Genomic DNA, 20,022 nt, shown 5'->3' on the forward strand with positions numbered 1-20,022 from the left:
GGAGGAATGTATGTTCAACCGCCATCACGCTACGACGGCCGCCGGGCGCCTGCGCCGCGCGACGCTTGCCTGTCTGGGCGCACTGGCTGCCGTCACCCTCGCCGGCTGTGTGCAGCCGTGGCAGCAATACACCCAGGGCGCGGACGAATCGACCATCGTCGCGCGTCTAGGACCGCCACGCGAAGCCTACGACCTGCCCAACGGCGGCAAGCGCCTGATGTGGCCCACCCAGCCGATGGGCGAATTCACCACGGCCGCCGACATCGACTCGGCGGGCAAGATCGTCGGCGTACGTCAGGTGCTTCAGGCGAACGAGTTCTATCGGGCCGAAATCGGCAAATGGACGAAGAGCGACGTGCTGGTGAATTTTGGCCGGCCAGTCGAGACCGCCTACTATCCGCTGATGAAGCGCGAAGTCTGGACCTACCGTTATATGGAAAGCGACGTCTGGTACATGATGTACAGCTTTTACTTCGACGACCAGGGCATCGTGCGGCTCACGCAGAAAACGCCGGATCCGCTGCATGATCCCGAGCGGCGCGGGATGTTCTGAAGTTTAAAGTCAGCTGGCGGCGGCTCCAGGCCGCCAGCCTTCATCTGGAAAAACCTTACTCCGAACGCTGCGGATTCAATTTGCTCACGTTCGAATGCAGCTTGTTGAGCGCCGAGATATAGGCCTTCGCGGAAGCGGCGACGATATCCGGATCGGTGCCCACGCCGTTGACGATGCGCCCGCTCTTCGACAACCGCACGGTCACTTCGCCCTGCGCCTGCGTGCCGGTGGTAATCGCGTTCACCGAGTAGAGCAGCAGTTCCGAGCCGCTGCCCACTTCCGTTTCGATCGCATTGAGCGTGGCGTCCACCGGACCGTTGCCGCGCGCTTCGCCGGTGACCTCGCGCCCTTCCACCGAGAACACGATCTTCGCTTGCGGCTGCTCGCCGGTTTCGGAACGCTGTGACAGCGACAGGAACTGGTAGTGCTCCTTCTGCTGCGCCTCGGCGGATTCTTCGCTGACGATCGAGATGATGTCCTCGTCGAAGATTTCCGACTTGCGATCGGCCAGTTCCTTGAAGCGCGCGAATGCCGCGTTCAGTTCGCCTTCACTTTCGAGCGCGACGCCCAGTTCCTGCAGACGCTGCTTGAATGCGTTACGCCCCGACAGCTTGCCGAGCACGATCTTGTTCGCGCTCCAGCCCACGTCTTCGGCCCGCATGATCTCGTAGGTGTCGCGCGCTTTGAGCACGCCGTCCTGGTGAATGCCGGACGCGTGTGCGAACGCATTCGCGCCGACCACCGCCTTGTTCGGCTGCACGACGAAGCCGGTGATCTGCGACACGAGTTTCGAAGCCGGCACGATCTGCGTGGTGTCGAGTCCGATGTCGAGGCCGAAGTAGTCTTTGCGCGTCTTCACCGCCATCACGATTTCTTCGAGCGACGTATTCCCCGCCCGCTCGCCCAGACCGTTGATCGTGCACTCGACCTGCCGCGCGCCGCCTATCTGCACGCCGGCGAGCGAGTTGGCCACCGCCATGCCCAGGTCGTTATGGCAATGCACGGAGAACACCGCCTTGTGCGAGTTCGGAATACGCTCGCGCAGTGTCTTCACGAGTTGGCCGTACAACTCCGGCACGCCGTAGCCGACCGTGTCCGCGATGTTGATGGTCGTCGCGCCTTCCGCAATCACCGCTTCCAGCACGCGGCACAGGAAGTCCATGTCGGAGCGGCTGCCGTCTTCCGGCGAGAACTCGACGTCGTCGGTGAATTTGCGGGCAAAGCGCACCGCGAGGCGCGCCTGCTCGAACACCTGGTCCGCCGTCATGCGCAGCTTCTTTTCCATATGCAACGGCGACGTCGCGATGAATGTGTGGATACGGAAATGATCGGCCGGCTTCAGCGCGTCGGCGGCACGTTGAATATCCTTGTCGTTCGCGCGGGCCAGCGAGCAGATGGTGCTGTCCTTGATCATGCCGGCGATGGTCTGGATCGCGTCGAAGTCGCCATTCGAACTGGCCGCGAAACCGGCCTCGATCACGTCGACTTTCATCCGCTCGAGCTGCTTGGCGATGCGGATTTTCTCTTCTTTCGTCATCGATGCGCCGGGCGATTGCTCGCCGTCGCGCAAGGTAGTGTCGAATATGATGAGCTTGTCGGACATGTCGTGTCTCCTGAGGAGTCGTTCGATGGGGATCGGATATTGGAATAGTTGCGCCGCCCGCAGGCGGCGTTAAGCGGTTCAGCCGTTCAAACTGCGCCCAGTCGAGCGCGAAAAAAACTAGCGGTCGCGAACGACCGAACGGGCCGGATTCGCCCTGCCGCGCAGTGCCTGGTATCCCCAGAACACATAGCCCGACAGACCGTACAGCACGAACAGGCCGAACAGCATCAGCGGCGGATCGGACGACACCAGCACGAATGCCACGACCACCAGCAGAATCACGCCGAACGGCACGCGATGCCGCACGTCGAGCGCCTTGCCGCTATAGAACGGCGCGTTCGACACCATCGTCACGCCCGCATAGATGGTCAGCACGAATGCGACCCACGGCAGCCACACCAGCTTGAGCGGCACGCGGTTGTCGGTCGCGAGCCACACGAAGCCGGCAATCAGCGCCGCCGCCGCCGGGCTCGGCATACCCTGGAAGAAGCGCTTGTCGACCACGCCGATGTTCGTATTGAAGCGCGCGAGCCGCAAAGCCGCGCCCGAACAGTACACGAAGGCCGCGAGCCAACCCCAGCGTCCGAGGTCTTTCAGAATCCACTCGTACATGACGAGCGCCGGCGCGACGCCGAACGACACCATGTCCGACAGACTGTCGAACTGCTCGCCGAACGCGCTCTGCGTATGCGTCATGCGAGCGACGCGGCCGTCCATGCCGTCGAGCACCATGGCCACGAAAATCGCGATAGCCGCGATCTCGAAGCGCACGTTCATGGCCTGCACCACGGCGAAGAAGCCGCAGAACAACGCCGCGGTGGTGAAGGCATTCGGCAGCAGATAAATGCCGCGCTTTCTCAGAAACTGCTGACGCTGGGCGCGCCGGCTATCCACCGCGGACTCGCTCACCATCGGCTTGTTGCGGCGGAACGGACGCGGAAGCGGTCCGCTATTACGGGGGCGACGCGGCTTGAATGCGGCCATTCGGGAAATCTCCTTGGTGCCGCTTTACAGTTCAGCGAGGATCGTGGACGACGCGGACACCTTCTCGCCAATCGACACACGCGGACGGCTGCCCACCGGCAGATACACGTCGACGCGCGAGCCGAAGCGGATGAATCCATAGCGCTGGCCACGGCTGAGCGGCTCACCTGCCCGTACGTAGCAAAGAATGCGCCGCGCGATCAACCCGGCAATCTGCACCGATGTGACAGTCTGGCCGCCGGCCATCTCGATCACCACGGCATTGCGTTCGTTTTCGGTCGAGGCCTTGTCCACGGCGGCGTTCAGGTATGCGCCCGGGAAATATTCGACCTTGGAAATGGCGCCGTCGACCGGCGAGCGTTGCGAGTGCACGTTGAACACGTTCATGAACACGCTGATCTTCAGCGCTTCACGGTTGGCATACGGGTCGTGTGCGGTTTCGACGGCGACGATGCGGCCGTCGGCGGGGCACAGCACCGCGTTGGCCTGTGTCGGGATAGGACGCGCAGGGTCGCGGAAGAACTGCACCACGAAGATAAGAATGAGCCAGAACAGCCATGCAAAGCCGAATCCCGCGAAGGCATGCACCAGTAAGGCAACGACGGCCGCGATGGCGATGAACGGCCAGCCTTCTCGCGCGATGATCGGATGAGGATAATTCATGGATGGGTTCTGTATTTTGTAAAACCGTAGGATAGCAAAAGCCGCCCAGGGTTCAGCACCCTTGGGCGGCTTTTCGACAGGTCCGGCTCGTGCGACCCTGCGCCGCGCCGGACCAAAGCGATGACCCGCTTAGTTCTTCGACTGGTCGACCAGCTTGTTCGCTGCGATCCACGGCATCATCGAACGCAGCTTTGCACCGACCGTTTCGATCTGATGCTCGGCCGTCAGACGGCGACGCGATTGCAGCGTCGGTGCGCCCGCCTTGTTTTCGATGATGAAGCTCTTCGCGTACTCGCCCGTCTGAATGTCGGTCAGCACGGCCTTCATCGCCTTCTTCGTTTCAGCCGTCACGATGCGCGGACCCGTCACGTACTCGCCGTACTCGGCGTTGTTCGAGATCGAGTAGTTCATGTTCGCGATGCCGCCTTCGTAGATCAGGTCGACGATCAGCTTCAGTTCGTGTAGGCATTCGAAATACGCCATTTCCGGCGCATAGCCGGCTTCCACCAGCGTTTCGAAACCGGCCTTGATCAGGTCGACCGTACCGCCGCACAGCACGGCCTGTTCGCCGAACAGGTCGGTTTCCGTTTCTTCGCGGAAGTTCGTTTCGATGATGCCGGCGCGGCCGCCGCCGTTCGCTGCCGCGTACGACAGGGCGATGTCACGCGCTGCGCCCGACTTGTCCTGTGCAACTGCGATCAGGTGGGGCACGCCGCCGCCTTGCGAGTAGGTGCCGCGCACCGTGTGGCCCGGCGCCTTCGGCGCGATCATGATCACGTCGAGATCGGCACGCGGAATGACCTGACCGTAGTGCACGTTGAAGCCGTGTGCGAACGCGAGCGCGGCGCCTTGCTTGGCGTTGCCGTGCACTTCCTTCGCATAGACTTCGGCGATCTGCTCGTCCGGCAGCAGCATCATGACGACGTCCGCGCCCTTGACGGCCTCAGCCACTTCCTTCACTTGCAGGCCGGCGTTCTCGGCCTTGCTCCACGATGCGCCGCCCTTACGCAGACCGACCGTGATGTTCACGCCGCTTTCCTTCAGGTTCAGCGCGTGAGCATGGCCTTGCGAGCCATAGCCGATGATGGTGACTTGCTTGCCCTTGATGAGGGAGAGGTCGGCGTCCTTGTCGTAGAAAACTTTCATGTCGGTTCCTTAGCTAAATTCGATGATTCGGTGAAATTCGGATACTGCAAATGGGGTACTGCGTGGCCGGTTTCGTGCGGGTCGGGCCGGCCTCGACCGGACGGGATGATCCTGGCGTCACACCTTCAGAATGCGCTCGCCGCGTCCGATCCCCGAGCTGCCCGTGCGGACGGTTTCGAGAATCGCGGTGGCGTCGAGCCCTTCGATGAAGGCATCGAGCTTGTCGCTCGCGCCCGTCAGTTCGATCGTGTAGGTCTTTTCGGTGACGTCGATAATGCGGCCGCGGAAAATATCCGACATCCGCTTCATTTCCTCACGCTCCTTGCCGACCGCCCTCACCTTGATCAGCATCAGCTCTCGCTCGATATGGGCGCCCTCGGTAAGGTCGACCACTTTCACCACCTCGATCAGGCGGTTCAGATGCTTCGTGATCTGTTCGATCACGTCGTCCGAGCCAATGGAGACGATGGTCATGCGCGACAGCGAATGGTCTTCGGTCGGCGCCACCGTCAAGGTTTCGATGTTGTAGCCGCGTGCCGAGAAGAGCCCCACGACGCGCGATAACGCGCCGGGTTCGTTTTCCAGCAGGACTGAAATGATGTGTCTCATGTTTCGCTTCTTCCAGATGTTTTGTCGATATCCGCGAGCCGTTCGCGCCGCTTCGTCACTGAGTTTGCAAGCGCCCTTCGTGAAGGCGCGCGTGACGAAGCCGGCGGCAAAAACGCCCGTTATAGATCTTCCGAACCCATGAGCATCTCGGTGATGCCCTTGCCGGCCTGAACCATCGGCCAGACGTTTTCGGTCGGATCGGTCTGGAAGTCGAGAAACACCGTGCGGTCTTTCAGACGCAGCGCTTCCTTCAGCGCCGGTTCGACGTCGGCGGTGCGTTCGATACGCATGCCGACGTGGCCGTACGCTTCGGCGAGCTTCACGAAGTCGGGCAGCGCATCCATGTACGAATGCGAATAGCGCTTGCTGTATTCGATCTGCTGCCACTGGCGCACCATGCCCAGATAGCGGTTGTTCAGCGAGATGATCTTGATGGGCGTCTCGTACTGCTTGCAGGTCGAGAGCTCCTGAATACACATCTGGATCGAGCCTTCGCCCGTGATGCAGAGCACGTCGTCGTCGGGATGCGCCATCTTCACGCCCATCGCCGCCGGCAGACCGAAGCCCATGGTGCCGAGGCCGCCGGAATTGATCCAGCGGCGCGGCTTGTTGAAGCGATAGAACTGCGCCGCCCACATCTGATGCTGGCCGACGTCCGAACAGACGAAGGCATTACCGTCGGTGAGTTCCCACGCCTTTTCCACCACGTACTGCGGCTTGATGATGTCGCTCTTGCGGTCGAACTTGAGGCAGTCTTTCGCGCGCCAGGCTTCGATGTCCTTCCACCAGTCGGCCAGCGCCGCGGTGTCCGGACCATGCTCGGCCGTTTGCAACTGCTCGATCAGTTCCTTCAGCACTTCCTTCACGTCGCCGACGATCGGAATGTCGACCTTCACGCGCTTGGAAATGGACGAAGGATCGATGTCGATATGGATGATCTTGCGCGGCACCGACGCGAAGTGCGCCGGGTCGCCGATCACGCGGTCGTCGAAACGCGCACCGATGGCGATCAGCACGTCGCAGTGCTGCATGGCCATGTTGGCTTCGTACGTGCCGTGCATGCCGAGCATGCCGAGGAATTTCCTGTCGCTCGCGCGGTAGCCGCCCAGACCCATCAGCGTATTGGTGATGGGATAGCCGAGCAGGTCGGCGAACTGGTTCAACTCGCGCGAAGCGTCGGCGAGAATGATGCCGCCGCCGGTGTAGATATACGGACGCTTCGCCGACAGCAGCAGGGCTACGGCCTTGCGAATCTGGCCGGAGTGGCCTTTGGTCACCGGGTTGTACGAGCGCAGCGACACCGATTTGAGCGGTTCGTACTGGCACGGCGTCTTCGACACGTCTTTCGGAATGTCGATCAGCACCGGGCCGGGACGACCGGTACGGGCGATATAAAACGCTTTCTTGACGGTGGCGGCGAGGTCGCGCACGTCCTTCACGAGGAAGTTGTGCTTCACGCAGGGACGCGTGATGCCGACCGTATCGCACTCCTGGAACGCATCCTGGCCGATCGCGGCAGTCGGCACCTGGCCGCTGATCACGACGAGCGGAATCGAATCCATGTAGGCGGTCGCGATGCCCGTCACCGCATTGGTGACGCCGGGACCGGAGGTCACGAGGCACACGCCGACTTTGCCGGTGGAACGCGCATACGCGTCGGCGGCATGGACGGCGGCCTGTTCGTGGCGCACGAGAACGTGCTGGAACTTGTCCTGCTTGTACAACTCGTCGTAGATGTAGAGTACCGAGCCGCCGGGATAGCCCCAAACGAACTCGACGTCTTCGTCGGCCAGTGCCTTCATGAGCACGGTGGCGCCGATAGAGTCAGCTTCGGGATGAGGAGTCGTATCCGACGTGGAGAATTCCGCGCTGGGCATATTCATTGTTTCACCTTTCGAATTTTCGGCAAAAAATTGATCGGGTGCTCTCTGCCGGGCTTGTGGCTCGGGTTCAAGCGGCGCGTCCAGTTGACAGGGTGGCTTCTTGGGCCAACCTCAAAAGAGACAGGTCACTTATGTTGCGAACCAGCGAAGATATCTGCAGACCGCCACGCGGTCAAGCAAAAATTGCCCGGGCAAGCTGCAAGCGAAAGACTTTGTTGACCGAAACATGTCAGGCGGATGCAAGGTACGGCCCGTTTCGCCCAGGCGACGCAAAAGTTTGTTAGCATCCGCGGGCTTTACGACATTTTTCGACCGATTACGCGCACGCTCGCTGCGCCGACCCCCAAACGGATGGCATCAGACAAGGAACTCGCCGACTTTCTGGCGGGCGTCGAAAGGCGCGCATTCAAGCAGACGGTCTACGCCGTGCGGGACGACGACGCGTCGCTCGATATCGTGCAGGACGCGATGATCAAGCTCGCCGAAAAATACGGCGACCGTCCTGCCGCCGAACTTCCGCTACTGTTTCAGCGTATTCTCCAGAATGCGATGCACGACTATTTCCGTCGTGCGAAAGTACGCAATACCTGGGTCAGCCTGTTCTCCTCGCTCGGTAACGCCGACGACGACGAATTCGACCCGCTCGAAACCTTCGAAGCCCAGCAGGGCTCGGCCGGCGCCGAGAGCAACGAACAAAAACTCGAACGCGAACAGGTGTTGCAGTCGATCGACGACGAGATCCAAAAGTTACCTGCACGTCAACGGGAGGCGTTTCTCATGCGTTACTGGGAAGATATGGATGTCGCCGAGACTGCCGCCGCCATGGGCTGCTCCGAAGGCAGTGTGAAGACGCACTGCTCGCGAGCCACGCACACGCTGGCGCAAGCGCTCAAGGCCAAAGGAATCACGCTATGAGCTCCCTGGAAACTAAAGAACTCGAGTTCGCCCGTCAGATCCGGCGCGCGCTCGACGAATCGACCGCCACGATTGCCCCCGCCGCGGTCGATCGACTCGCGGCCGCGCGCCGCGCCGCGCTGGCCCGCAAGAAGCCCGAAACGGCGAGCGCACCGGCTTTCGTGCCCGCGTTCGCCGGTGCTGCTGCCGGCTCTGCTATGCCCGGTGGATTGCCGCAACCCGACCACCCGGCGCGCCGCCGTTCGCCGCTGCGCCGCTTCGCGCTGGCGTGGCCGCTCGCCGCGCTGGTGGTGAGCCTGATCGGCATCGCGTACTGGGAAGACCAGCAGCGCACGGCCGAACTGGCCGATATCGATGCCGCCATGCTAAGCGACGACCTGCCGCTCAATGCCTATCTCGACCACGGTTTCAACGCGTACCTTTCACGCGCCCATTGAGCGGGAGATTTCTCGGGTGAGTTACAAGCGCGGCCTGGCCGTTGTTTTCGGATGTGCAATCGCGGCGCTCGTGTCGTTTGCCGCGACTTATCCGCGCTTCTATCCGGGTTCGCCGACCGTCGCCGCGCCGGCGACCGGCAGCGGCGGTAACTTCACGGCCAGATCGCCCGCCCCCAATCTTTCTGTCGAGCTGCCCAGCCTGCCTGGCAGCAACAGTCCGCTCGCCTGGGCGCGTCTGTCCGCAGCCGATCATCTCGCGCTCGCACCGTTCGAGCGTCAGTGGGATTCGTTCAGCGAAGAGCGCAAGCGCAAGTGGATGAAGATCGCGTCGCGGTATCCGAAGCTCACGCCGGACGCGCAAAAGCGCCTGCATGACCGCATGACGGAGTGGGCGCGCATGACGCCCGATCAACGGCGTGTGGCACGCGAAAACTACCAGGTGTCGAAAGAATTGCCGCGCGAGACCCGTCAGAACGCGTGGAAGACCTACCAGCAATTGCCTGAAGAGCAGAAGCAGCGGCTTGCCGCCAGCGAGCGCAAACGCCGGCCGAGCGTGGTGAGCGCGCCGCCGTCTGGCCGTGCTGAGATCAAGGGAATCGACCGCCTAGTGAACGCGCGCGAACATGGCGCCAGCGCGACGGCCGCCGCGAGCGCGGCGGCGGCTGCATTGCCGAGTCCGCCGGTCACGCCGGCGCCGCCGGCCATCCCCCCCGCCGGCAGCTTCGTGCCCGCCACGCCGATTCCGGTGTCGCCCGCCGAAGCGCCGTCTATCTTCAACGGCTCCTGAGCCGCATCTATCCGGTCGACCCGCGCCCACGTGTCCAGAACCCGACCGCTCGCCGCGGAGTCATCGTCCACCGCGCCCCATGACGGGTCGTCCCCTGACGGGTCGTCCCCTGACGCGTCGTCCCCTGACTCCACGCCGACCGTGCGCCGACGTCTCGCGGCCCTACTCTACGAAGCGCTGATCCTGTTCGGCGTGGTGTTCATCGCCGGTTATCTGTTCAGCACGCTGACGCAGCAGCGCAACGGGCTCACGCATCGCGACCTGCTGGCGGCCTGGATCGGCCTCGTGGTCGGCGCGTATTTCGTCTGGTTCTGGACCCACGGTGGCCAGACCCTGCCGATGAAAACCTGGCGCCTGCGTGTCGTCGCCGCGAACGGCGCGCCGCTCACCACCGGCCGCGCGATTCTGCGCTACGTGCTGGCGTGGCTATGGTTCCTGCCGCCGCTCGCACTGCACCCACTACTCGGCCTCAAGCTGCCGCAGACGCTGGCAATCGCCGCCGTCTGGTTCGTGCTGTGGGCCGCCACCGGCCGCCTCGATCCGCAACGCCGCTTTCTGCACGACCGCCTCGCCGGCACTCGCGTAATCCATCTCGCGCACTGAGTTCGCACCCCGCGTAATAAGAACTTCTCGTGACTGTCATGGCACAGTCACGCGCAACTGGCGCAATAGGGGCACCGCAACTCGACGCGTGAGCCATGGACCCGATAACGTCCGCGACTTCCCTGTTCCGCCAGACCGGCCCGAGCGTCGACCCCGTCGCGTTCCGTCCGGAACCCAACCCCGCTCACGCGTTGACGCTACCCGCGGCGCCGTTGCCCGTGGCTGCGTCGACCGGCCAGCCCGACGACGGGCAAACCGAGCCGCATCGCTACCGCACCATCTGGCTCTCCGACATCCATCTTGGTTCGAGCGGCTGCCAGGCGCCGTATCTGCTCGATTTTCTGCGGCATAACGAATCGGACTACCTGTACCTCGTCGGCGACATCATCGACGGCTGGCAGTTGAAGAAAGGCTGGTACTGGCCGCAGGCGCACAACGACGTCGTGCAAAAAATCCTCCGCAAAGCCCGCAAAGGCACGCAGGTGGTCTACGTGCCGGGCAATCACGACGAAGCTGCACGGCAGTTCTGCGATCTCGCCTTCGGCGACATCCACGTGCGCGGCGAAGCGTTTCACACCACCCTCGCGGGCAAGCGTCTGTGGATCGTGCACGGCGACCTGTTCGACGGCGTGATCCAGCACGCCAGATGGCTCGCCTACCTCGGCGACACGCTCTACACGATGATCCTGGTGCTGAACCGCTGGTTCAACCGGATCCGTAGCCGGCTCGGTTTCCCGTACTGGTCGCTGTCGCAATACCTGAAACACCAGGTGAAGAACGCGGTGAATTTCATCTCCTCGTTCGAACGCGTGATGACCGACGAAGCGCGCCGCCGCGGCTGCGACGGCGTGGTGTGCGGACACATCCACAAGGCCGAAATCCGCGACATCGACGGCGTGCTGTATTGCAACGACGGCGACTGGGTCGAAAGCCTCTCGGCGCTCGTCGAGACCTACGAAGGCGAACTCAAGGTGATCTACTGGACCGTCATGCGCTCCCCGGAAACGGACGTGCAGAAGGCCCGGGCGACCGCGTAGTCCCCTCCACTTCCATTGGGCCAAAACCGATGAAGATCATGATCGTCACCGATGCATGGGAACCGCAGGTCAACGGCGTCGTGCGCACGTTGAAAAACACCACGCGCGAACTGGGCCTGCTCGGCCATCGTGTCGAATTGCTGACGCCGCTCGAATTCAAAACCATTCCGTGCCCGACCTATCCGGAGATCCGCCTGTCGCTGCTGCCTCGCCGCAAGCTGCGCGAACGGATCGACGCGTTCGCGCCGGACGCCTTGCATATCGCTACCGAAGGGCCGCTCGGCATGGCGGCGCGCGCTTACGCGATCCGTCACAAGCTGCCGTTCACCACCGCCTATCACACGCGTTTTCCGGAGTACGTGCAGGCGCGCTTCGGCCTTCCGGTCGCGCTCACCTACAGTTTTTTGCACTGGTTCCACAAGCCTTCGCTCGCGGTGATGGCGCCCACGCCGGTGGTCAAGACCGATCTCGAGAAATTCGGGTTCACCAACGTCGTGCTGTGGACGCGCGGCGTCGATCTCGACATTTTTCACCCGATGGATTCGAAGGTGCTCAACAGCGCGCGGCCGATTTTCCTGTACGTGGGCCGCGTCGCCGTCGAGAAGAACGTCGAGGCGTTCCTCAAGCTCGATCTGCCCGGCTCGAAGTGGGTGGCGGGCGAAGGCCCGGCGCTCGCCGAACTGAAATCGCGTTACCCGAAGGCGAATTATCTCGGCGTGCTCACGCAGACTGAACTGGCCAAGGTGTACGCGGCCGCCGACGTGTTCGTGTTCCCGAGCCGCACCGACACGTTCGGCCTCGTCCTGCTCGAAGCGCTCGCCTGCGGCACGCCGGTCGCCGCCTATCCCGTGACCGGTCCGATCGACGTGCTGGCCGACGGCGGTGCGGGCGCGATGAACGACGATCTGCGTGAAGCCTGCCTCGACGCGCTGAAAATCGATCGCGATCATGCGCGCGCGTGGGCCGAACGCTTTTCGTGGGCCGCCGCCTCCGCGCAATTCGCGGCGCATCTGAAGCCGCTGCCGCGCGCATCGTATAGCGAGGAAAGCGCGGCCGCCTGAGGCGACGCGCCAGTTCCACCCATGCGAAGAGACAGTTCCAGCAGCGACATCCACGAACCGCTCGGCCCCGACGATCCGCTCGCGCCGCTGCCCGTCAATCCTTACAAAGGCAATCGCGGTCTGACGCGCGCCTGGCATGCGATGAAAAATTCGCTTGCCGGGTTCCGCGTCGCGATTCGCGAAGAGAGCGCGTTCCGTCAGGAACTCACGCTCGCCGCGCTGCTGATTCCGTGCGGCATCGTCGTGCCGGTCGAACCGGTCGCGCGGGTGATGCTGCTCGGCTCGGTGCTGCTGGTGCTGATCGTCGAGTTGCTGAATTCGAGCGTCGAGGCGGCCATCGACCGTATTTCGCTCGAACGGCACGAACTGTCGCGCCGCGCCAAGGACCTGGGCAGCGCTGCCGTGATGGTGGCGCTCGGCATGTGTCTGATGACGTGGGTTCTGATCGTCGGCCCACTCGTGCCTGGCTGGGTGAAAGCATGGCTGTAAGGCCAAATACACGCCGGTAATGAAAACCCTGATCCCCTGTTGGGTGTAAGAAGCCTCGGTTTATAATCGTCCGACAGTCTCTAGGGAAAATACCGAGCCCGTCTCGGGTTTTTCTGCCTCTCGGGGGAGTCCGTCTGACAGCGACGGGTTTAGGGGCGCTCACTATACCAACCGCGTCCGGGCGGATCATGTGGCAGCCTACGCTGCCGCGCGACAAGCCCGGCGTCACCAGGGCCGGACGACATGGAAGCCAAACCTCCCCGCCGCACGCGCGAACGGATTCTCGAACTCTCGTTGAAACTCTTCAACGAAATCGGCGAGCCGAACGTCACGACGACGACCATCGCCGAGGAAATGGAGATCAGTCCGGGCAACCTGTACTACCACTTCCGCAACAAAGACGACATCATCAACAGCATCTTCAGCCAGTTCGAGCAGGAGATCGAAAAGCGTCTGCGCTTCCCCGACAATCACCGCGCGACCATCGACGAAATGTGGTCGTATCTGCAGTACATGGTCGATTTCACCTGGCGCTACCGGTTTTTATATCGTGATCTGAACGACCTGCTGGCGCGCAACCGCACGCTCGAAACGCACTTCAAGCAGATCATCAGTCACAAGGTCCGCTTCGCCAGCCAGTTCTGCGAACAGCTGGTGGCCGACGGCGAAATGGTCGCGACGCCGGCCGAGTTGCAGGTGATTGCGACCAACGTCGGCGTGATCGGCACTTACTGGCTGTCGTATCAGTTCGTGATGAATCCGCGCAAGTACAACGAGCAGGAAGCGATTCAGGCGGAACTGCATCAGGTGAGCGTGCAGATCGTCTCGCTGATGGCCCCTTATCTACGCGGCCGCTCGCGGCAGATCTTCGACGATCTTGTTTCCGGTAAGCTGCCCAAGCGCGAGTTTTACGACTACCTTCCGCCCAAGGAAGGCGCGGCGCCCCGTAATGAATCGAAGGACGTTCGAACATGAAGTCGGTTTGTGTGTATTGCGGCTCCTCCAACGGCGCCAAACCCCTGTACGCCGAAGCGGCGCGCGCCTTCGGCCGCGCGCTCGTAGAGGCGGATCTCGCGCTCGTCTACGGCGGCGGCAAGGTCGGCCTGATGGGCGTGATCGCCGACACGGTGATGGCCGAAGGCGGCCGCGCGATCGGCGTGATTCCCGAATTGCTGGTCAACAAGGAAGTCGGCCATAACGGTCTGACCGAACTGCATGTGGTGCCCGACATGCATCAGCGCAAGAAGATGATGGCCGACCTGTCCGACGCGTTCGTCGCGATGCCGGGCGGCGCGGGCACGCTGGAAGAGCTGTTCGAAGTGTTCACGTGGGCGCAGCTTGGGTATCACCAGAAACCGGTGGCCTTGCTGAATATCGCCGGCTTCTACGACCCGTTGATCGCGATGCTGCAGCACACGGTCGACGAAGGCTTCATGCGCCAGACTTACGTCGACCTGCTACAGATCGACGCCGATCCCACCGCGCTGATCGGCAAGCTCCAACACTATTCGCCGCCGTCCACGGACAAGTGGGCAATCAAACGCGACGCGGTTTGAGCGGCACCCGGCCGCACGTTCCGTGCGCGCCGTCTCCCACGATGAGGTTGCAATGACAAAAGCCGTTCTGATCACCGGTGGCAGCCGCGGCATTGGCCGCGCGAGCGCGCGTCTGCTCGGCGCGCAAGGCTGGTGCGTAGGCGTGAACTACACGCAGAATCTCGAGGCCGCACAGACCACGGTAGCCGAGGTGGAGCGCGCGGGTGGCCAGGCTGTCGCGATAGCCGGCGACGTCGCCAGCGAAGCCGACGTGATCGCCATGTTCGATACGGTCCAGCAACGGTTCGGCCGGCTCGACGCGCTCGTCAACAATGCAGGCATCGTCGCGCCGTCGAGCCAGCTGGCCGACATGGACCTCGCGCGCCTGAAGCGCGTGTTCGACGTCAACGTGCTCGGCGCGTATCTGTGCGCGCGCGAAGCGGCGCGCCGTCTGTCGACACAGCGTGGCGGCGCGGGCGGCGTGATCGTCAATATCTCGTCGGCGGCGGCGCGGCTGGGTTCGCCGAACGAATACGTCGATTACGCCGGCTCCAAAGGCGCGATCGACACGCTGACTATCGGTCTCGCGAAGGAACTCGGTCCGCAAGGCGTGCGGGTGAACGCCGTGCGTCCGGGGCTGATCGATACCGAAATTCATGCGAGCGGCGGCAAGCCCGACCGGGCCGCGCAACTCGGCGCGAGCACACCGCTCGGTCGTCCCGGCAGCGCGGAGGAAGTGGCGCAAAGCATCGTCTGGTTGCTAAGCGATGCCGCGTCGTACGTGACCGGCGCGTTGCTCGACGTCGCGGGCGGGCGCTAAAAGCGCCGACGCGCTCGAGCGTTCACTCAGAAAGAAGAGCCGCGTTCGCGCAGAAAAGCGGCTTCTTCGTCCGTCGATGTCCGGCCCAACGCGGCATTACGATGTGGAAACCGCCCGAAGCGCTCGATGATCCGCGCGTGCCTTTCCGCGAACCTGTAATAAGACTTCCCGCCCGGCTCGGCCTCGATCTGCCCGAACAGTCGCAACGATTCCCGCTGACTCGCGAGCGTCTCGTCGTGTTCGAACGGGAGATAGGCGAAAGCGCGGTGATGCGCGCCCGGCAATAAAAGATCGTCGCCGCGCGCGACCATCCGTTGCGCGACACGCAGCGCGCAGGGGTCGGCTGCGAACGCGCGCGCCGTATGGCGATGGCAATTGCGCGAGAACTGATCCAGCACGACGATCAACGCCAACGCGCCGAGCGGCGTGGCGGTCCAACTGTCCAGCCGGCCGGCACAGCCCGCTTCGATCATTGCGCCGAACCGCTCGCGCAGCATCGCGTCGAAGCTCCGGTTGCGGGCGAACCAGAGCTTGCGCTCCGCCCCGAAGTCCGGCGAGTCCGGCGCACCGAACCAGACATCGAGCACGGCGCGCGCCTCCTCGGGCAAGCTCGCGTACTCGTCCCCTCCGTCAACCATTCCGGTTGCGCATCCAGTCCGCGGTTTCGAAGAACGAGCCGAGCAGACGTTCGCGCAGCGGCTCGGCCAGGCCGATGTCTTCCATGGCCCACGCCATGCAGCGCAGCCACTGATCGCGCTCGCCCGACGCAATGGCAAACGGCAGATGGCGCGCCCGCAAACGCGGATGCCCGAAGCGGCTGATGTAATGATCCGGCCCGCCCAGCCAGCCGCAAAGAAACCAGAAGAACTTGTCGCGCGAGCCGTCGAGCGACTCGGGGTGCAAGGCACGAATCCCGGCGAACTCCGCTTCGAGATCCATCAAGTCGTAAAAGCGGTCGATCAGTTCGCGCACGCGCGCTTCGCCGCCCACCAGTTCGAAGGCCGTCGGCTGCGCCGCGGACACTTCGTCATCCAGATCACTCATACCCACTCGTCGACAGAAAGAAAAATCACGCGTCCCGCAGCGATTGCAACGCGGGCCGCGACAACACGTGCCGCAAGCTCAGCCAGCCGCCCAGGCCGGCGCACGCGACACCCGCGGCGATGCCCACCGGCAGCATCCACGGATTGAAGCTCAGATAAAACTCGAACACGCGCGTGGCCAGCACCCAGCCGATCGCCTGTGCACCGAGCGCCGCCATGAAACCGGCCAGCGCGCCCACTGCGACGAACTCGGCTACCTGCACCGAGCGCACCTGGCGATGCGACGCGCCCAGCGCGCGCAACAGCGCGGATTCGCGCATGCGCTCGTCGCGCGTGCCGGCGAGCGCCGCGTACAGCACCAGCACGCCCGCCGCGAGCGTGAACGCGAACAGGAACTGCACCGCGCCGATCACCTGCTCCAGCACGCGCTGCACCTGCGCGAGAATCGGCCCGGTGTCGATCGCGGTGAGATTCGGATACGCGGCAATCAGGCCGTCGATGGTCGACTGCCTGTCCTGCGGCAGATGGAAGCTCGTAATGAAGGTCGCCGGGAAGTCCCGCAACGCAGCCGGCGGCATCAGCACGAAGAAGTTGACCTTGAACGAACCCCAGTCGAGCTTGCGCACGCTGGTCACCGGCGCGTCGATCTGCAAGCCGGTCACGTCGAAGCGCAGCGTGTCGCCCGGCTTCACCTTGAGCACCTTGGCGAGACCCTCTTCGATCGAAATCTGCGGCGTAGTCGAATTGCCATACCACGTGCCGGCGGTCAGCCGGTTGTCGTCGGGCAACTCGGTCGTGTACGACAGATTGAACTCGCGATCCACCAGCCGTTTGGCGTTCTCTTCCTTGAAGGAGTCCGGGTTCACCGCGCGGCCGTTGATCGCCGTGAGGCGGCCGCGCACCATCGGTGACAGCGCCGGATCGGGCACCCCGTGCGTGTTCAGATACCCGGCCACCGCTTGCCGTTGATCCGGCTGGATATCGATGATGAATTCGTTGGGCGCATCCGGCGGCGTCGACTTGCGCCAGCCGGCCACCAGGTCGTCGCGCGTCATCGCAATCAGCAGCAGGCACATCAGGCCGATGCCGAGCGCGGTGATCTGCAGCGCGCTGGCACTGCTGCGCCGTTCCAGCGACGCGAGCGCGTAGCGCCAGCCGAGTCCCGCATTCACGCGTTCGCTGCGCACGAGGCGCGCCGCGCCCCACAACGCCAGCCGCGCGATACAGGCGAAGATCAGCAAGCCGCCGGCGAAGCCGCCCGCCACGATCCCGCCGAGTTTGAGTTCGCCCGCCGCAACGATCAGCAGCGCGGCGAACAGCACGATGCCGAGCGCGTAGGCCGCCCACGCGGTCCGGCCCGCCTCGCCCCACTCGCGGCGCAGCACGCGTACCGGCGACACGCGCGTGAGCGGCAGCAAGGGCGGCAACGCGAACCCGAGCAATAGCACGAGACCGGCGGCGATGCCTTCGAGCGCGGGCCACGCGGTCGGATAAGGCAACGCGACGTCGATCAGACTGCCGAGCCACGTCAACAGCGCGAGATGCCCCAAAAAACCCAGCGCGATACCCAGCACCCCGCCGATCAGACCCAGCCCGACGAATTCCAGCGTGAACAGCGTGCGCAACGCCGCCTGGCTGACGCCGAGGCAACGCATCGCCGCGCAGCCGTCCAGATGGCGGCGCATATACCGATGCGCCGCCATCGCAATCGCGACCGCCGCGAGCAATGCCGTCAGCAACGACACCAGCGTGAGAAAGTGACTCGCGCGATCGAGCGTCTGACGCACTTGGGGCTGGCCGTCCTGCAGCGATTCGAGCGCGACGCCGCGCATCTTGCCGTCGTCGACCTTGCCGTGCGCGAACTGCGCGAAGCGCGCCACGGACGGGTCCGCGCCCGCCACCAGCAGCCGGTAAGTCACGCGGCTGCCGAACGTGATGAGCCCGGTGGACGGCACGTCGTCGGCGCGCAGCATCAAACGCGGCGAGAAATTGACGAAGGAGAAACCGCGGTCGAGCTCGCGCTTGATCACCGCGCCGATGGTGAAGCCGCGATTGCCCACCTTCACCGTATCGCCGACCCGTAGCTTGAGCGCGTCGAGCAGCGCCTCGTCGACCCACACGGTGCCGGGCGCGGGAATCGATTGCGCGGGACGATCGGCGGCGCCGGGCGCGGAGGCAATCTGCAACGCGCCGCGCAACGGATAGCCGGGCGACACCGCCTTGATGGCGGCGAGCCGCGAGACCGGCTGCGTGCCGGCCGAACTGATCATGCTGGGGAAAATCGCCGTGGTGGCGGTGTTCAGACCGAGTGCTTTGGCTTGCGCGGCGAATTGCGGATCGACGGGATGATCCGCGCGCACGATGAAGTCGGCGGCGATCATGCGACGCGCGTCGCGTTCGAGCCCGAGATGCAAACGGTCGGCGAGGAATCCGACGCTGGACAGGGCGGCGACCGCCAGCACCAGTGCGAGCAGCAGCATGGTCAGCTCGCCCGCGCGCCAGTCGCGCGCCGTCATCCGAACGGCCTGACGCAGCAGATCCATCCCGCGCAAGCCGTGCCCCGTCTGGTTACGTCGTGTATCGCTCAATCGTGCCGGCTCCTCGCGAAGTGCGACACCATATGCGTCGCCATGCCGCGAAAGCCGCCTTGCACGCCGCGCCAGAGCCGCGGCAAAGCCCAGCTGGCGAGCATCAGAAACCCGATCATCAGCACGAGAAAGAGGAACGGCACGAACAGCGCGAGCAGCATGCCGACGAACACCAGACCGTCTTCGGCGGTAGAGGTCACGACATTGGAGACGGGTTCCGGCGACAGGTTGATCAGCGCGCGCGTGCCGGCTTTGGCCAGATGCGAGGTGCCGGCGAGCGTGCCGCCGGCGAGCGCGGCAACCGTCAGCAACGCGGGATCGGCATGGCCTAATGCGCCTGCGGCCAGCATCGCGCCGGCGGGAATTCGAATGAAGGTGTGAACGGCGTCCCACAGGGAGTCGAACGCGGGGATTTTATCGGCGAGAAATTCGGTGACCGTCAGCACGCCCGCTACGCCGATGACCCAGGGCGACATCAGCGCCGACAGCGTATCGGGCAAATGAACAAGACCGAGGCGTCCGAATACGCCGGCCAGCAGGACAGTGAGGTAGAGCCGCAGACCGCTGCCCCACGAAAGGCCCGCTGCGAGCGAGAGTGATTCAAGCATGGCCGTCTCCGGGCGCGCTGGGCGTGCCGGGCGCGTCGGTGGGCAAGGCGGAGAGCCCCGCCGCACCGAACTCGTCAGACCCGCGCCAAGCCGGCCGCGCCAAAGAGGCCGCGGGCAATTTCAGGTTGGATTCCGTCTCATTATAGCCACCTTAATTCGCAGATCGCAGAGCAGCAAACAAAACGCCGCGGCGAAACGCCCGTCGGCCGGGCGTGGGCCGCGGCCCGATCTGCTGCGGCGCGCGATTCAGTGTCCCGACGACAGCTTGAGCCCGATCAGCCCGATCACGATGAGCACTGCGCTGGCGACCCGCGCCACCGTCAGCGCCTCGCCCATCACCACGATGCCGAAGATGAACGCGCCGACCGCGCCGATGCCCGTCCAGACCGCGTAGGCCGTGCCGAGCGGCAGTTGCCGCATGGCCATGGCAAGCAGCACGAAGCTGCCGAGCGCGGTCACCACCGTGAAGACGGACGGCCAGAGCCGGGTAAAACCTTCGGAAGTTTTGAGACCGGCGGCCCAGGCGACTTCGAGCAAACCGGCGATAAAGAGAAGAAACCAGGACATGAACGCTCCATGACGAGTGGGGCCGTCCCCGTTTGTCGAATGCGTAAGGCCGTCCTTACAGCCGGGCACTATAACAAAGCGCGCCGCGCCG

At 63.9% G+C, this 20,022-nt stretch carries 21 protein-coding genes and 1 pseudogene; 11 read left to right on the plus strand and 11 right to left on the minus strand.

Annotated features, from left to right (window positions below):
• Positions 1 to 10: 10 nt before the first annotated feature.
• Positions 11 to 553, plus strand: a complete 543-nt coding sequence (locus FQ746_RS07525; protein ID WP_144108317.1) for a hypothetical protein — start codon at positions 11 to 13, stop codon at positions 551 to 553.
• A gap of 55 nt (positions 554 to 608) precedes the next feature.
• Here the strand turns inward: FQ746_RS07525 and FQ746_RS07530 are convergent, their stop codons facing one another.
• From FQ746_RS07530 to FQ746_RS07555, 6 genes are all read right to left on the minus strand, one after another.
• Positions 609 to 2,156 (minus strand): 2-isopropylmalate synthase, encoded by a 1,548-nt coding sequence (locus FQ746_RS07530; RefSeq protein ID WP_144108318.1) that lies wholly within the window; start codon positions 2,154 to 2,156, stop codon positions 609 to 611.
• A 117-nt stretch (positions 2,157 to 2,273) separates the two neighbouring features.
• Positions 2,274 to 3,140 (minus strand): CDP-diacylglycerol--serine O-phosphatidyltransferase, encoded by an 867-nt coding sequence (gene pssA / locus FQ746_RS07535; protein ID WP_144108319.1) that lies wholly within the window; start codon positions 3,138 to 3,140, stop codon positions 2,274 to 2,276.
• Between the two features lie 24 nt (positions 3,141 to 3,164).
• Entirely contained in the window at positions 3,165 to 3,803 is a 639-nt protein-coding gene (locus FQ746_RS07540) for a phosphatidylserine decarboxylase (protein ID WP_144108320.1), read from the minus strand.
• A gap of 129 nt (positions 3,804 to 3,932) precedes the next feature.
• Positions 3,933 to 4,949, minus strand: a complete 1,017-nt coding sequence (gene ilvC, locus FQ746_RS07545) for a ketol-acid reductoisomerase (protein ID WP_035551801.1) — start codon at positions 4,947 to 4,949, stop codon at positions 3,933 to 3,935.
• Between the two features lie 117 nt (positions 4,950 to 5,066).
• Complete coding sequence (ilvN, locus tag FQ746_RS07550) at positions 5,067 to 5,558, minus strand: acetolactate synthase small subunit (RefSeq protein WP_074301882.1); 492 nt, start codon at positions 5,556 to 5,558, stop codon at positions 5,067 to 5,069.
• Between the two features lie 119 nt (positions 5,559 to 5,677).
• On the minus strand, positions 5,678 to 7,441 hold the full coding sequence (locus tag FQ746_RS07555) for an acetolactate synthase 3 catalytic subunit (RefSeq protein ID WP_144108321.1): 1,764 nt from the start codon (positions 7,439 to 7,441) through the stop codon (positions 5,678 to 5,680).
• A 351-nt stretch (positions 7,442 to 7,792) separates the two neighbouring features.
• Here FQ746_RS07555 and FQ746_RS07560 point away from each other — a divergent pair, with 351 nt between their 5' ends.
• The 10 genes and pseudogenes from FQ746_RS07560 to FQ746_RS07605 all read left to right on the plus strand — a co-directional run bounded on the left by FQ746_RS07560 (position 7,793) and on the right by FQ746_RS07605 (position 15,125).
• Complete coding sequence (locus FQ746_RS07560) at positions 7,793 to 8,356, plus strand: RNA polymerase sigma factor (protein ID WP_073429561.1); 564 nt, start codon at positions 7,793 to 7,795, stop codon at positions 8,354 to 8,356.
• Positions 8,353 to 8,793: a DUF3619 family protein gene (locus FQ746_RS07565; RefSeq protein WP_144108322.1), complete on the plus strand. Its 441-nt coding sequence runs from the start codon at positions 8,353 to 8,355 to the stop codon at positions 8,791 to 8,793. The genes FQ746_RS07560 and FQ746_RS07565 overlap by 4 nt, the downstream gene beginning before the upstream one ends.
• Positions 8,794 to 8,809: 16 nt before the next feature.
• Positions 8,810 to 9,580: a DUF3106 domain-containing protein gene (locus FQ746_RS07570; RefSeq protein ID WP_144108323.1), complete on the plus strand. Its 771-nt coding sequence runs from the start codon at positions 8,810 to 8,812 to the stop codon at positions 9,578 to 9,580.
• A gap of 141 nt (positions 9,581 to 9,721) precedes the next feature.
• Positions 9,722 to 10,183, plus strand: a complete 462-nt coding sequence (locus FQ746_RS07575) for an RDD family protein (protein ID WP_260853939.1) — start codon at positions 9,722 to 9,724, stop codon at positions 10,181 to 10,183.
• A gap of 95 nt (positions 10,184 to 10,278) precedes the next feature.
• The gene (locus FQ746_RS07580; protein ID WP_144108325.1) at positions 10,279 to 11,220 is read left to right on the plus strand and encodes a UDP-2,3-diacylglucosamine diphosphatase; all 942 of its coding nucleotides are present in this window, start codon (positions 10,279 to 10,281) and stop codon (positions 11,218 to 11,220) included.
• Between the two features lie 29 nt (positions 11,221 to 11,249).
• Positions 11,250 to 12,281 carry a glycosyltransferase family 4 protein gene (locus FQ746_RS07585; RefSeq protein ID WP_144108326.1) on the plus strand — a complete coding sequence of 344 codons (1,032 nt, stop codon included), beginning with the start codon at positions 11,250 to 11,252 and terminating at the stop codon, positions 12,279 to 12,281.
• Positions 12,282 to 12,329: 48 nt separating this feature from the next.
• Positions 12,330 to 12,770: pseudogene (locus tag FQ746_RS07590) on the plus strand (diacylglycerol kinase); the annotation flags it as partial.
• 243 nt (positions 12,771 to 13,013) lie between these two features.
• Entirely contained in the window at positions 13,014 to 13,745 is a 732-nt protein-coding gene (locus FQ746_RS07595) for a TetR/AcrR family transcriptional regulator (RefSeq protein ID WP_144108327.1), read from the plus strand.
• Positions 13,742 to 14,326: a TIGR00730 family Rossman fold protein gene (locus FQ746_RS07600; protein ID WP_144108328.1), complete on the plus strand. Its 585-nt coding sequence runs from the start codon at positions 13,742 to 13,744 to the stop codon at positions 14,324 to 14,326. Before FQ746_RS07595 ends, FQ746_RS07600 begins: the two co-directional genes overlap by 4 nt.
• Before the next feature lie 52 nt (positions 14,327 to 14,378).
• Positions 14,379 to 15,125, plus strand: a complete 747-nt coding sequence (locus FQ746_RS07605) for an SDR family oxidoreductase (protein ID WP_144108329.1) — start codon at positions 14,379 to 14,381, stop codon at positions 15,123 to 15,125.
• 26 nt (positions 15,126 to 15,151) lie between these two features.
• On the opposite strand, the gene FQ746_RS07610 is transcribed toward FQ746_RS07605, so the two are convergent.
• From FQ746_RS07610 to sugE, 5 genes are all read right to left on the minus strand, one after another.
• On the minus strand, positions 15,152 to 15,763 hold the full coding sequence (locus FQ746_RS07610) for a DUF924 family protein (protein ID WP_144108330.1): 612 nt from the start codon (positions 15,761 to 15,763) through the stop codon (positions 15,152 to 15,154).
• Positions 15,756 to 16,169, minus strand: a complete 414-nt coding sequence (locus FQ746_RS07615; RefSeq protein WP_144108331.1) for a group II truncated hemoglobin — start codon at positions 16,167 to 16,169, stop codon at positions 15,756 to 15,758. Before FQ746_RS07615 ends, FQ746_RS07610 begins: the two co-directional genes overlap by 8 nt.
• A gap of 25 nt (positions 16,170 to 16,194) precedes the next feature.
• Positions 16,195 to 18,711: an ABC transporter permease gene (locus tag FQ746_RS07620; RefSeq protein WP_409932382.1), complete on the minus strand. Its 2,517-nt coding sequence runs from the start codon at positions 18,709 to 18,711 to the stop codon at positions 16,195 to 16,197.
• A 41-nt stretch (positions 18,712 to 18,752) separates the two neighbouring features.
• The gene (locus tag FQ746_RS07625) at positions 18,753 to 19,364 is read right to left on the minus strand and encodes a DUF4126 domain-containing protein (protein ID WP_144108332.1); all 612 of its coding nucleotides are present in this window, start codon (positions 19,362 to 19,364) and stop codon (positions 18,753 to 18,755) included.
• A gap of 246 nt (positions 19,365 to 19,610) precedes the next feature.
• Entirely contained in the window at positions 19,611 to 19,931 is a 321-nt protein-coding gene (sugE, locus tag FQ746_RS07630) for a quaternary ammonium compound efflux SMR transporter SugE (RefSeq protein ID WP_144108333.1), read from the minus strand.
• Positions 19,932 to 20,022 lie beyond the last annotated feature (91 nt).

The organism is Paraburkholderia sp. BCC1886 (assembly GCF_900996245.1).
GTDB lineage: Bacteria > Pseudomonadota > Gammaproteobacteria > Burkholderiales > Burkholderiaceae > Paraburkholderia.

What these genes read in the sequence shown, in the direction of transcription:
- FQ746_RS07605 (WP_144108329.1), top strand. Translation starts at nt 14,379, where the DNA reads ATGACAAAAGCCGTTCTGATCACCGGTGGCAGCCGCGGCATTGGCCGC.
- FQ746_RS07615 (WP_144108331.1), bottom strand. Translation starts at nt 16,169, where the DNA reads ATGAGTGATCTGGATGACGAAGTGTCCGCGGCGCAGCCGACGGCCTTC.
- FQ746_RS07555 (WP_144108321.1), bottom strand. Translation starts at nt 7,441, where the DNA reads ATGAATATGCCCAGCGCGGAATTCTCCACGTCGGATACGACTCCTCAT.
- FQ746_RS07560 (WP_073429561.1), top strand. Translation starts at nt 7,793, where the DNA reads ATGGCATCAGACAAGGAACTCGCCGACTTTCTGGCGGGCGTCGAAAGG.
- pssA (WP_144108319.1), bottom strand. Translation starts at nt 3,140, where the DNA reads ATGGCCGCATTCAAGCCGCGTCGCCCCCGTAATAGCGGACCGCTTCCG.
- FQ746_RS07620 (WP_409932382.1), bottom strand. Translation starts at nt 18,711, where the DNA reads ATGGATCTGCTGCGTCAGGCCGTTCGGATGACGGCGCGCGACTGGCGC.
- FQ746_RS07610 (WP_144108330.1), bottom strand. Translation starts at nt 15,763, where the DNA reads ATGGTTGACGGAGGGGACGAGTACGCGAGCTTGCCCGAGGAGGCGCGC.
- FQ746_RS07525 (WP_144108317.1), top strand. Translation starts at nt 11, where the DNA reads ATGTTCAACCGCCATCACGCTACGACGGCCGCCGGGCGCCTGCGCCGC.
- FQ746_RS07540 (WP_144108320.1), bottom strand. Translation starts at nt 3,803, where the DNA reads ATGAATTATCCTCATCCGATCATCGCGCGAGAAGGCTGGCCGTTCATC.
- FQ746_RS07625 (WP_144108332.1), bottom strand. Translation starts at nt 19,364, where the DNA reads ATGCTTGAATCACTCTCGCTCGCAGCGGGCCTTTCGTGGGGCAGCGGT.
- FQ746_RS07585 (WP_144108326.1), top strand. Translation starts at nt 11,250, where the DNA reads ATGAAGATCATGATCGTCACCGATGCATGGGAACCGCAGGTCAACGGC.
- FQ746_RS07595 (WP_144108327.1), top strand. Translation starts at nt 13,014, where the DNA reads ATGGAAGCCAAACCTCCCCGCCGCACGCGCGAACGGATTCTCGAACTC.
- FQ746_RS07600 (WP_144108328.1), top strand. Translation starts at nt 13,742, where the DNA reads ATGAAGTCGGTTTGTGTGTATTGCGGCTCCTCCAACGGCGCCAAACCC.
- ilvN (WP_074301882.1), bottom strand. Translation starts at nt 5,558, where the DNA reads ATGAGACACATCATTTCAGTCCTGCTGGAAAACGAACCCGGCGCGTTA.
- ilvC (WP_035551801.1), bottom strand. Translation starts at nt 4,949, where the DNA reads ATGAAAGTTTTCTACGACAAGGACGCCGACCTCTCCCTCATCAAGGGC.
- FQ746_RS07580 (WP_144108325.1), top strand. Translation starts at nt 10,279, where the DNA reads ATGGACCCGATAACGTCCGCGACTTCCCTGTTCCGCCAGACCGGCCCG.
- FQ746_RS07565 (WP_144108322.1), top strand. Translation starts at nt 8,353, where the DNA reads ATGAGCTCCCTGGAAACTAAAGAACTCGAGTTCGCCCGTCAGATCCGG.
- FQ746_RS07530 (WP_144108318.1), bottom strand. Translation starts at nt 2,156, where the DNA reads ATGTCCGACAAGCTCATCATATTCGACACTACCTTGCGCGACGGCGAG.
- sugE (WP_144108333.1), bottom strand. Translation starts at nt 19,931, where the DNA reads ATGTCCTGGTTTCTTCTCTTTATCGCCGGTTTGCTCGAAGTCGCCTGG.